At 72.2% G+C, this 10,000-nt stretch carries 11 protein-coding genes and 1 pseudogene; 7 read left to right on the top strand and 5 right to left on the bottom strand.

Annotated elements, in window-relative coordinates; genetic code table 11:
• Positions 1 to 88: 88 nt before the first annotated feature.
• Positions 89 to 805, bottom strand: a pseudogene (gene bagA / locus AC0682_RS15635) (ATPase BagA); the annotation flags it as partial.
• A gap of 72 nt (positions 806 to 877) precedes the next feature.
• Between bagA and AC0682_RS15630 the strand changes: the two are divergent.
• The 4 genes from AC0682_RS15630 to AC0682_RS15615 all read left to right on the top strand — a co-directional run bounded on the left by AC0682_RS15630 (position 878) and on the right by AC0682_RS15615 (position 3,474).
• Complete coding sequence (locus tag AC0682_RS15630; RefSeq protein WP_003967454.1) at positions 878 to 1,036, top strand: Sp36 family protein; 159 nt, start codon at positions 878 to 880, stop codon at positions 1,034 to 1,036.
• A complete protein-coding gene (locus AC0682_RS15625; protein ID WP_478533312.1) occupies positions 1,036 to 1,506 on the top strand; it encodes a RidA family protein in 471 nt (156 codons plus the stop codon). Before AC0682_RS15630 ends, AC0682_RS15625 begins: the two co-directional genes overlap by 1 nt.
• Positions 1,507 to 1,696: 190 nt before the next feature.
• Positions 1,697 to 2,647, top strand: coding sequence for an NUDIX hydrolase (locus tag AC0682_RS15620; RefSeq protein ID WP_478533310.1), 951 nt, complete (start codon positions 1,697 to 1,699; stop codon positions 2,645 to 2,647).
• Entirely contained in the window at positions 2,644 to 3,474 is an 831-nt protein-coding gene (locus AC0682_RS15615; RefSeq protein WP_478533309.1) for an MBL fold metallo-hydrolase, read from the top strand. The genes AC0682_RS15620 and AC0682_RS15615 overlap by 4 nt, the downstream gene beginning before the upstream one ends.
• A gap of 85 nt (positions 3,475 to 3,559) precedes the next feature.
• Here AC0682_RS15615 and AC0682_RS15610 read toward each other — a convergent pair whose 3' ends face one another.
• Positions 3,560 to 4,234: a Crp/Fnr family transcriptional regulator gene (locus AC0682_RS15610; RefSeq protein ID WP_003967450.1), complete on the bottom strand. Its 675-nt coding sequence runs from the start codon at positions 4,232 to 4,234 to the stop codon at positions 3,560 to 3,562.
• 349 nt (positions 4,235 to 4,583) lie between these two features.
• Between AC0682_RS15610 and nth the strand changes: the two genes are divergently transcribed.
• The 3 genes from nth (at position 4,584) to AC0682_RS15595 (ending at position 7,871) form a co-directional block, all read left to right on the top strand.
• Positions 4,584 to 5,564: an endonuclease III gene (gene nth / locus AC0682_RS15605; protein WP_478533308.1), complete on the top strand. Its 981-nt coding sequence runs from the start codon at positions 4,584 to 4,586 to the stop codon at positions 5,562 to 5,564.
• 102 nt (positions 5,565 to 5,666) lie between these two features.
• Positions 5,667 to 6,581: an NUDIX hydrolase gene (locus AC0682_RS15600; RefSeq protein WP_478533307.1), complete on the top strand. Its 915-nt coding sequence runs from the start codon at positions 5,667 to 5,669 to the stop codon at positions 6,579 to 6,581.
• A gap of 90 nt (positions 6,582 to 6,671) precedes the next feature.
• Positions 6,672 to 7,871, top strand: coding sequence for a MarP family serine protease (locus AC0682_RS15595; RefSeq protein WP_478533306.1), 1,200 nt, complete (start codon positions 6,672 to 6,674; stop codon positions 7,869 to 7,871).
• A 210-nt stretch (positions 7,872 to 8,081) separates the two neighbouring features.
• On the opposite strand, the gene AC0682_RS15590 is transcribed toward AC0682_RS15595, so the two are convergent.
• The 3 genes from AC0682_RS15590 to AC0682_RS15580 form a co-directional block, all read right to left on the bottom strand.
• Positions 8,082 to 8,315, bottom strand: a complete 234-nt coding sequence (locus AC0682_RS15590; protein ID WP_478533305.1) for a hypothetical protein — start codon at positions 8,313 to 8,315, stop codon at positions 8,082 to 8,084.
• Between the two features lie 115 nt (positions 8,316 to 8,430).
• Complete coding sequence (locus AC0682_RS15585; protein ID WP_478533304.1) at positions 8,431 to 9,447, bottom strand: alpha/beta fold hydrolase; 1,017 nt, start codon at positions 9,445 to 9,447, stop codon at positions 8,431 to 8,433.
• Entirely contained in the window at positions 9,444 to 9,977 is a 534-nt protein-coding gene (locus tag AC0682_RS15580; protein ID WP_478533303.1) for a phage holin family protein, read from the bottom strand. The genes AC0682_RS15585 and AC0682_RS15580 overlap by 4 nt, the downstream gene beginning before the upstream one ends.
• Positions 9,978 to 10,000: the final 23 nt, after the last annotated feature.

Below are 10,000 nucleotides of genomic sequence, written 5' to 3'. Positions count from 1 at the left end.
TTGGTTAGGGGAGGCTGCGTTGGCGACAGGGACCACCCCCCCCCCCCCCCCCCCCCCCCTCCCCCCCCTCTCCCCCCCCCCCCCCCCCCCCCCCCCCCCCGGTGCGCAGGGTCTCCTCGTCGACGACGTGCGGGCGGACCATGTTCACGATGACGTGGCCCACGGGCAGGTCGGCGGCGCGCAGTTCGGCGATGCCGTCCGCGGTCTCCTGGACCGGCATCTCCTCCAGCAGGGTCACCAGGTGCACCGCGGTCCGGGGGGACTTCAGGACCCGCATCACGGCCTGTGCCTGGTTGTGTATCGGGCCGATCCTGGCCAGCCCCGCGACCTCGTCGTTGACGTTCAGGAAACGGGTGACACGGCCGGTCGGCGGCGCGTCCATGATCACGTGGTCGTAGACGAACCGGCCCTGCTTGTCCTTGCGGCGTACGGCTTCGCAGGCCTTGCCGGTCAGCAGCACGTCCCGGACCCCGGGCGCGATGGTGGTGGCGAAGTCGATCGCGCCGAGCTTCTTGAGGGCCCGGCCCGCGCCGCCGAGCTTGTAGAACATCTGGAGGTAGTCGAGGAGCGCCTGCTCGGCGTCGATCGCCAGCGCGTGCACCTCGCCGCCGCCCGGCGCGACGGCGATCCTGCGCTCCTCGTAGGGCAGCGCGTCGGTACCGAAGAGCTGCGCGATGCCCTGTCTGCCCTCGACCTCGACGAGGAGGGTGCGCCTGCCCTCGGTCGCGAGGGCGAGCGCGAGGGCGGCGGCGACCGTGGTCTTACCGGTACCGCCTTTGCCGCTGACGACCTGGAACCTGCTCACGTATTCGAGCCTAACCAGTCCGGCCCCGGGCTACGCACGGGACCGTCGGTGCCAGGCGTTACAGTCAGGCCCATGACCAAGTGGGAATACGCGACCGTGCCCCTTCTCGTGCACGCGACCAAGCAGATTCTGGACACCTGGGGCGAGGACGGCTGGGAGCTGGTCCAGGTCGTGCCCGGGCCGAACAACCCCGAGCAGCTCGTGGCCTACCTGAAGCGGGAGAAGGCGTAGTGGCGGGCGCCGTCGAGGCACAGCTCGCCGAGCTGGGCCTGACCCTGCCCGCCGTCGTGCCGCCGCTGGCCTCGTACCAGCCGGCCGTGCAGTCCGGGGTGTACGTCTACACCTCGGGCCAGCTCCCGATGGTGGACGGCAAGCTCGCCGTCACCGGCAAGGTCGGCGCCGAGGTGACGCCGGACGAGGCCAAGGAGCTGGCGAAGACCTGCGCACTCAACGCCCTGGCCGCCGTGAAGTCGGTCGCCGGTGACCTGGACCGGATCAAGCGCGTCGTGAAGGTCGTGGGCTTCGTCGCCTCGGCCTCCGACTTCACCGGGCAGCCCGCCGTGGTCAACGGTGCGAGCGAGCTGCTGGGCGCGGTCCTCGGTGACAAGGGCGTGCACGCGCGCAGCGCCGTGGGCGTCGCCGTACTGCCGCTGGACGCGCCGGTCGAGGTCGAGGTCCAGGTCGAACTCGTCGAGGCCTGAGCCGTACGAAGTTCCCGGCATCCCGTCCGACCCCGTCCGATCCCGTCCGATCCCGTCCGGTCCCGCGACCGGGCGGGATCGAGTCGCGTACGGGGGTGGGCAGCCGGGGCCCTGTCGGGGCACGGATCGGGACGCTGTGACGATCACGGTGCCTCTCGAACATCGGCGCGGTTCCCGATAGCCTCCGGCCATGTCCCAAGGTCAGTGGTACCCCCCGGAATGGCCCGGCCGGATCCGGGCCCTCGCCGCCGGCGAGCTGACGGCCGTGGCGCCCCGGCGGGCCGCCACCGTGATGCTGCTCCGCGACCCGGGGCACCGGGCCCCGGCGCCCGGCCCCGTCGTGCACATGTTGCGCCGGCGGACCTCCATGGCGTTCGCCGGGGGCGCGTACGCCTATCCGGGTGGCGGCGTCGATCCGCGCGACGACGACCGGCTGATCGGGTGGGCCGGCCCCTCCCTGGAGCACTGGGCCGCCCGGCTGGGCGTGGCGACGGCGGCCGAGGCGCAGGCCATCGTCTGTGCGGCGGTGCGCGAGACGTTCGAGGAGGCGGGGGTCCTGCTCGCCGGGGAGACCGCCGGGACCGTGGTCAGCGATACGACCGGGGCCGACTGGGAGGCCGACCGCGAGGCGCTGGTGGCCCGGGACCTGTCCTTCGCGGAGTTCCTGGACCGGCGCGGGCTGCTGCTCCGCTCGGACCTGCTGGGCGCCTGGGCCCGGTGGATCACGCCCGAGTTCGAACCGCGCCGGTACGACACCTGGTTCTTCGTCGCCGCGCTTCCCGAGGGGCAGCGCACCCGCGCCGTCTCCACGGAGGCGGACCGTGCGGTGTGGATCGCGCCGGGGGAGGCGGCCCGCCGCTACGACCTGGGCGAGCTGCTGATGATGCCGCCCACCGTGTCGACGCTGCGGGCCCTGACGTCGTTCAGGACGGCCGCCGAGGCGCTCGGGGCGGCGGACGCCCAGGACCTGGCTCCCGTACTCGCGCAGGCCCGTCTGGAGGGGGATGAGCTGGTGCTGAGCTGGCCGGGGCACGACGAGTTCACCAAGCACGTGCCCACGGCGGGCCAGAGGTCCACGGAGGGCGGGAGGCCCGCGGCGAGCGGTGGGCCCGCGTCGGGAGAGGGCGGGGGCGCGGCATGAGCGACGCGGCCGCCCTCCCGGGACAGCCGCGCGGAGTGGTGTCTTCCGGGCCCGCCACCGCCCGTACGGTCAACGTCCTCGCGCCGAACCCGTCCGCGATGACGCTCGACGGCACGAACACCTGGATCGTCGCGGAGCCCGACTCGGATCTCGCGGTCGTCATCGACCCCGGGCCGCTCGACGACGTACACCTGAGGGCCGTCATCGACGCGGTGGAGCGGTCCGGGCGCCGCGTCGCCCTCACCCTGCTCACCCACGGCCATCCCGATCACGCGGAGGGGGCGGGGCGGTTCGCGGAACTGACGCGGACGAAGGTGCGGGCGCTGGATCCGGCGCTGCGGCTGGGGGACGAGGGGCTCGGGGCGGGCGATGTGATCACCACCGGCGGCCTGGAACTGCGGGTCGTGCCGACGCCGGGCCACACCGCCGACTCGCTCTCGTTCCATCTGCCCGCCGACCGGGCGGTGCTGACGGGCGACACGATCCTGGGCCGCGGTACGACGGTGGTAGCGCACCCGGACGGGCGGCTCGGGGACTACCTGGACTCGCTCAGGCGGCTGCGGTCGCTGACGGTCGACGACGGCGTGCACACGGTGCTGCCGGGCCACGGGCCGGTCCTGGAGGACGCCCAGGGGGCCGTGGAGTTCTATCTGGCGCACCGCGCGCACCGGCTGGCCCAGGTGGAGACGGCGGTGGAGGCGGGGCACCGCACGCCGTCGGAGGTGGTGGCCCGGGTCTACGCCGATGTTGACCGCTCCCTGTGGCCGGCCGCCGAGCTGTCGGTACGGGCACAGCTGGAGTACCTCGCGGGGCACGGTCTCATCTGAGGCCGCCCCCTGGAGAGGCCTGTCCGAACGTGAGGGGCCCGCGCCCACCGGACGTCCTCCGGTCGGCGCGGGCCCTTCTCACGCGTCAGCGCGAACGCTTCGCCAGCCGCTCCACGTCCAGCAGGATGACCGCGCGGGCCTCCAGCCGCAGCCAGCCACGGCCCGCGAAGTCCGCGAGGGCCTTGTTGACCGTCTCGCGGGAGGCGCCGACCAGCTGGGCCAGCTCCTCCTGGGTGAGGTCGTGGACCACGTGGATGCCTTCCTCCGACTGCACGCCGAAGCGGCGCGACAGGTCCAGGAGGGCGCGGGCGACGCGGCCCGGCACATCGGAGAAGACCAGGTCGGACATCTGGTCGTTGGTCTTGCGCAGGCGCCGGGCGACCGCGCGCAGCAGCGCGGTGGCCACCTCGGGCCGGGCGTTGAGCCAGGGCTGCAGGTCGCCGTGGCCGAGGCCGAGGAGCTTGACCTCGGTCAGCGCGGAGGCGGTCGCCGTGCGCGGGCCGGGGTCGAAGAGCGACAGCTCACCGATCAGCTCGCCGGGGCCGAGCACGGCCAGCATGTTCTCGCGCCCGTCGGGCGAGGTGCGGTGGAGCTTCACCTTGCCCTCGGTGACCACGTACAGGCGGTCACCCTGGTCGCCCTCGTGGAAAAGCGCGTCGCCGCGCGCGAGGGTCACCTCACTCATCGAGGCGCGGAGCTCCGCGGCCTGCTCGTCATCGAGCGCCGCGAAAAGCGGGGCGCGCCGCAGAACGTCGTCCACGAGTTCTCTCCTTGTCGGCCTGTTCAGGGAACCGTGGTCCCCATCATGCCGGACGGTAAAACAGTGCGATCAATCACAAACCAGTTTGACGCACGGGCGTGCCGTTCCCTACGGCAGGGGGCCGATCGGGGCCGGATACGCGGTGACCGGGGCGGTTGTCAGCGGCGGGCTCTAGGCTGGCCGGGTGTCCAGAATGCCGGGGAGAACGCGGGTCGAAGGGGCTGATGGAGTGTCGGAGAAGCGCGATTCCGCCGTGGGCGAACACTCCCCGGTTCGCCCGGAGAGTGCCGCAAATGGCTCTCCCGGAGGGCCGGGGAAGCCGGTCCGGAAGACGGCCAGGAGGCCCGCAGTGACAGCGTCGAAGCCCGGGACGACCGCCAAGGGTGCCGAGGTGCCTGCTGAAGCGCCTACCGGAGCACCCGCTCAAGCGCCCGTCGAAGCCGCAGTCCAGGCGCCTGCCAAAGCCGCAGTCAAGGCGGCTGCCGAAGCCGCAGCCGAGGCGCCTGTCAAAGGCGCCCGGACCGCCAAAGGGCCCAAAGCGGGTAGAGCGGTCAAGGTCCCCCGGGGCGAGTCGCACCTCGCGCTGGTCCGCCGTGCCCGCCGGATCAACCGGGAGCTGGCCGAGGTCTATCCGTACGCCCACCCCGAGCTGGACTTCCGCAACCCCTTCGAGCTGCTCGTCGCCACGGTCCTCTCCGCCCAGACCACCGACCTGAGGGTCAACCAGACCACCCCCGCGCTCTTCGCCGCCTATCCGACGCCCGAGGACATGGCGGCGGCCGTCCCGGAGGAGATGGAGGAGCTGATCCGGCCGACCGGCTTCTTCCGGGCCAAGACCAAGTCCCTCCTAGGCCTCTCCGCCGCCCTGCGGGACGACTTCGGCGGCGAGGTCCCCGGCCGGCTGGAGGACCTGGTCAAGCTGCCCGGTGTAGGCCGCAAGACCGCCAACGTCGTCCTGGGCAACGCTTTCGGCGTGCCCGGCATCACGGTGGACACGCACTTCGGCCGCCTGGTCCGGCGCTGGAAGTGGACGGACGAGGAGGACCCGGTGAAGGTCGAGGCGGTCGTCGCCGACATCTTCCCGAAGAGCGAGTGGACGATGCTCTCGCATCGGGTGATCTTCCACGGCCGTCGCATCTGCCACTCCCGTAAACCGGCCTGCGGTGCCTGCCCCATCGCCCCGCTCTGTCCTTCGTACGGTGAGGGGGAGACCGACCCGGAGAAGGCCAGGAAGCTGCTGAAGTACGAGATGGGCGGCTATCCGGGCCAGCGGCTCAGCCCGCCCCCGGACTTCCCGGGCAAGGCCGCTCCCGCGCTGGGAGCCGCCTGAGGGAGCGCCGGATCGAGCGCCCACCCGACGAAGCACGGAATGGCTCGGAACGAAATGGCCGACGACAGGCGTTGTGGAACCAGGGGAACGAGGGGGGTGCCTATGACGCACACGCACACACGGACCGACGCACACGCGGACACCCGGACGCCCGAGAACCGTACGGCCGGGAACGGCACGCCCGGGAGCGGCATGTCCGAGGACCGGCCGCAGGGGGATCGCACCCCTGACGCCCGCCCGTCCGTCACCCGCGCGGACGACACCCGTACGGCGGCGGAGCACCCGGGAGCGGGCCGTACGCCGACAGACCGCGCGGCAGCCGACCGTGCGGCGGCCGCGGCGGACCGTGCGGCGGTCGGCGTGACCACCGACGGCCTGCCCGCCTGGCTCGACCCCGTGGCCGAGGCCGCCCGCACCGTCCGCCCGGACCAGCTCAGCCGCTTCCTGCCGCCCGAGAGCGGTGCGGGTCGGCAGTCCGCCGTCCTGGTCCTCTTCGGCGAGGGCGCACGCGGCCCCGAGCTGCTGCTCATGGAGCGCGCCGGCACCCTGCGCTCCCACGCCGGACAGCCCTCCTTCCCCGGCGGCGCACTCGATCCCGAGGACGGCGACCAGGCCACCACCGGGCCGCTGCGCGCCGCGCTCCGCGAGGCCGAGGAGGAGACCGGCCTCGACCCCCGGGGCGTCCAGCTCTTCGGCGTGCTGCCCCGGCTCTACATTCCCGTCAGCAGCTTCGTCGTGACCCCCGTCCTCGGCTGGTGGCGTGCGCCCAGCCCGGTCGGGGTAGTGGATCCGGCGGAGACGGCCCGGGTCTTCACCGTTCCCGTGGCGGATCTCACGGACCCGGCCAACCGGGCCGTGGCCGTCCACCCGAGCGGACACACCGGCCCGGCCTTCCTGGTCGAATCGGCTCTGGTCTGGGGATTCACCGCCGGAGTGATCGACCGGATCCTGCACCACGCGGGCTGGGAACGCCCCTGGGACCGGGCGAGACAGGTGCCGCTCGACTGGCGCTCATGACACGCTTGCTGTCCTGCTGCGCTGTACCGGGCCCGGCCCGGACCCCGTCACCCCGACGGGCCAGGTGACGAAACTGCGAGGCTATTGACGGTGAACGTGCTGGACATCCTGCTGCTGCTCGCCGCCGTATGGTTCGCGGTCATCGGCTACCGACAGGGCTTCGTCGTCGGCATCCTGTCGGTGATCGGCTTCATCGGCGGCGGTCTCGTCGCGGTCTATCTGCTCCCGATCATCTGGGACCGGGTGACCGAGGGGGCGGAGGTCTCCACAGCGACCGCCATCGGCGCGGTCGTCGTCGTGATCGTCTGCGCCTCGATCGGCCAGGCCTTCACCACCCACCTGGGCAACAGGCTCCGCAGGTACATCACCTGGTCGCCCGCCCGCGCGCTGGACGCCACCGGTGGTGCCCTGGTCAACGTGGTGGCCATGCTGCTGGTCGCCTGGCTGATCGCCCTGCCGCTGGCCCGCACCTCACTGCCGACCCTCGGCAAGGAGGTCCGCAACTCCTCGGTCCTCCTCGGGATCTCCCGGGTGATGCCCCAGCAGGCGCCCCCGTGGTTCCGGGACTTCTCCTCCGTCCTCGCGCAGAACGGCTTCCCGCAGGTCTTCAGCCCCTTCGCCAACGAGCCGATCACCGACGTCCGGCCCCCGGATCCCGCCCTCGTGGGCAGCCCGGTCGCCGCCCGCGCGAAGAAGTCGATCGTCAAGGTGGTGGGTACGGCCCCGAGCTGCGGCAAGGTCCTGGAAGGCACCGGCTTCGTCTTCGCCGAGCGCCGCGTGATGACCAACGCCCATGTCGTCGGCGGGGTCGACGAGCCGACCGTCCAGATCGGCGGCGAGGGCCGGCTGTACGACGCCAAGGTCGTCCTCTACGACTGGCAGCGCGACATCGCGGTCCTCGACGTCCCCGACCTCAGGGCCACCCCCCTGGAGTTCACCGGCGACGACGCGAGGACCGGCGACAGCGCGATCGTGGCGGGCTTCCCGGAGAACGGCGCCTACGACGTGCGCTCCGCCCGCGTCCGCGCCCGTATCGACGCCAACGGCCCCGACATCTATCAGCGCGGCACCGTCGTGCGCGACGTCTACTCCCTCTACGCGACCGTCCGCCAGGGCAACTCGGGCGGCCCGCTGCTCACCCCGGACGGAAAGGTGTACGGGGTGGTGTTCGCCAAGTCGCTCGACGACCCGGACACCGGCTACGCGCTCACGGCCGACGAGATCCGGGAGGACATCGAGATCGGCCGCACGGCCAACCAGCAGGTCGACAGCCAGGGCTGCGCGCTCTGAGGCCGGTCACGTCCCAGACGCGGCTCATGTCCGAGGCCGGTCCGCGTGCGCGGCGGCTCACGTGCGAGGCCGCTTCACGTGCTCAGCGGCTCATGTCCGAGGCCGCTTCACGTGCGAGGCACGTACGGGTGCGCCGTAGCCGATGAAGGCCCCCGCCGGTCGACGCATGCCGATCGGCGGGGGTGGGGTTGTCAGGAGAGATTGGAGAGGTCAGCTACGGGGGTGGCGCAGCCGCGCCGAGACCCAGCGGGCCCGACGGCGAAGGATGCGCGAGATCCCGAGCCGGTGTTTCCCGGGCTGGTGACTCCCGGGCCGGTGAGGATGAAGGTCCTGCACATCGTGCACCCGGCCCAGAGGACCGCCCCCCTCATGAGTGCTCGCACCGGCAGTCGCGGTGGAGCGGCGGTTGCGTGCTTCGTCAGTGAAGTCGTGCGTCCAGCCCATACCCCGACGTCTGCCCGTGACCCAAGGTCGGTAATCGTGCGCGAGTCAGCCAATTGGCTTATGCGGCAGGCAAGTGGCTGTTCGTCGGACAGCTGTGCCCCGGGCTGGTGCGCGGCTACCGGTCGGGCTCAGGATCCTTGAGCCAGTTGATGAGTTCGGTGGAGAAGCCGATCGGATCCTCCTCGTGGGGGAAGTGACCGACACCGTCGAAAAGTCGCCATCGGTAGGGCGCCTCGACGTACTGCCCCGACCCCGCCGAACTCCGGGTCCGGACCGCCGGATCGAGTGACCCGTGCAGGTGCAGCGTGGGTACGCGTACGGGCCGCTTCATCCGACGGTTGAACTGGACCCCGTCAGGACGAGCCATCGAGCGGACCATCCAGCGGTACGGCTCGATCGAGCAGTGGGCGGTCGAGGGGATACTCATGGCCCGCCGGTAGACGGCCAGGGCCCCCTCGTCGGGGAACTCCGGATTCCGGGGCCCGGCCCACTCCCGGACCAGCCGGCCCACCAGGGCGGCGTCGTCCGCGACGAGCTGACGCTCCGGCAGCCAGGGGCGCTGGAAGCCCCAGATGTACGAGCCCGCCCGGGACTGGGCGAAGTCGGACAGCATCGAGGAGCGCCAGCGGCGCGGGTGGGGCATGGAGGAGACGGCGAGCCTGCGCACCAGCTTGGGCCGCATCACCGCGGCGGTCCAGGCGAGGTAGCCGCCCAGATCGTGGCCGACCAGGGCCGCGTCCGGCTCACCGAGGGAGCGGATCACCCCGGTGACGTCGAGCGCCAGGTTGGCGGGGTCGTAACCGCGGGGCGTCCGGTCGCTGCCGCCCACCCCGCGCAGGTCCATCGCGACGGCTCGGAAGCCCGCATCGGCGAGGGCGGGCAGCTGGTGGCGCCAGGTCCACCAGAACTGCGGGAACCCGTGCAGCAGGAGGACCAGCGGCCCCTCGCCCATCTCCGCGATGTGGAACCGTGCCCCGTTGGCCGCCACATCGCGGTGGGTCCAGGGGCCGTCGAGCCGTACGGGGCCTCCGGCGCCGACCGGGCTCGTCGATGAGCCCGGAGGGCCGACCGAACCCGGCGGGCTCATCGACGAGCCCGCCGGGTCGAATGCGCTGGAATCGGGAACCGTCATGTGGACGAGCGTGCCACAGAGGCGGCCTTGTCCTTGCCCGGCAGGCTCTCGACGCCCGACACCGCCGCGAGACTGGAGCCGGAGCGCCTGAGGATCGCGTCGGCCTCGATCGCCGGGCGCGGGTGCGGCTTGGCGTTCTGCAGGACGGCGGCGGTCTGCTTGGCGGAGGCGATGGACTTCTCCGGCGGCTTGATCTTCTTGAACTTCCGCAGCCCGACGAAGCCGATCAGGGCGGCCAGCAGGATGAAGGCGCCGGCGACGATCAGGAACGACCAGGCCAGGCCCAGGCCCAGGTTGTGGATCCCGTACGCGGCCGCGAAGCTCAGCATCGGCATCGTGAACAGGAGCAGCACCCCCGCCGCGATGAACGCCGCGCTGCCGATCGCCCCGCGCTTGACGTCCTGGCGCACTTCAGCCTTCGCCAGGGCGATCTCGTCGTGCACCAGCGCGGACATCTCGGCCGTCGCCGCGGCGACCAGCTGCCCGATGCTGCGGTCCGTGCTGCCCGCGTAGTTGCCGGGGTCGCTCATCCCTGACTCCCTCTCCGTCTTCG

It is taken from the genome of Streptomyces sp. NPDC043746, assembly GCF_056436485.1.
The sequence above is the reverse complement of the archived record's forward strand: the minus strand, read 5'-3'. Positions and strand labels throughout refer to the sequence as shown.

Bases quoted from the DNA above. Each gene is read 5' to 3' on its own strand.
- AC0682_RS15585 (WP_478533304.1), bottom strand. From the start codon at position 9,447: ATGACGGTTCCCGATTCCAGCGCATTCGACCCGGCGGGCTCGTCGATG.
- AC0682_RS15620 (WP_478533310.1), top strand. From the start codon at position 1,697: ATGTCCCAAGGTCAGTGGTACCCCCCGGAATGGCCCGGCCGGATCCGG.
- AC0682_RS15580 (WP_478533303.1), bottom strand. From the start codon at position 9,977: ATGAGCGACCCCGGCAACTACGCGGGCAGCACGGACCGCAGCATCGGG.
- AC0682_RS15600 (WP_478533307.1), top strand. From the start codon at position 5,667: ATGACGCACACGCACACACGGACCGACGCACACGCGGACACCCGGACG.
- AC0682_RS15615 (WP_478533309.1), top strand. From the start codon at position 2,644: ATGAGCGACGCGGCCGCCCTCCCGGGACAGCCGCGCGGAGTGGTGTCT.
- AC0682_RS15590 (WP_478533305.1), bottom strand. From the start codon at position 8,315: ATGGGCTGGACGCACGACTTCACTGACGAAGCACGCAACCGCCGCTCC.
- AC0682_RS15630 (WP_003967454.1), top strand. From the start codon at position 878: ATGACCAAGTGGGAATACGCGACCGTGCCCCTTCTCGTGCACGCGACC.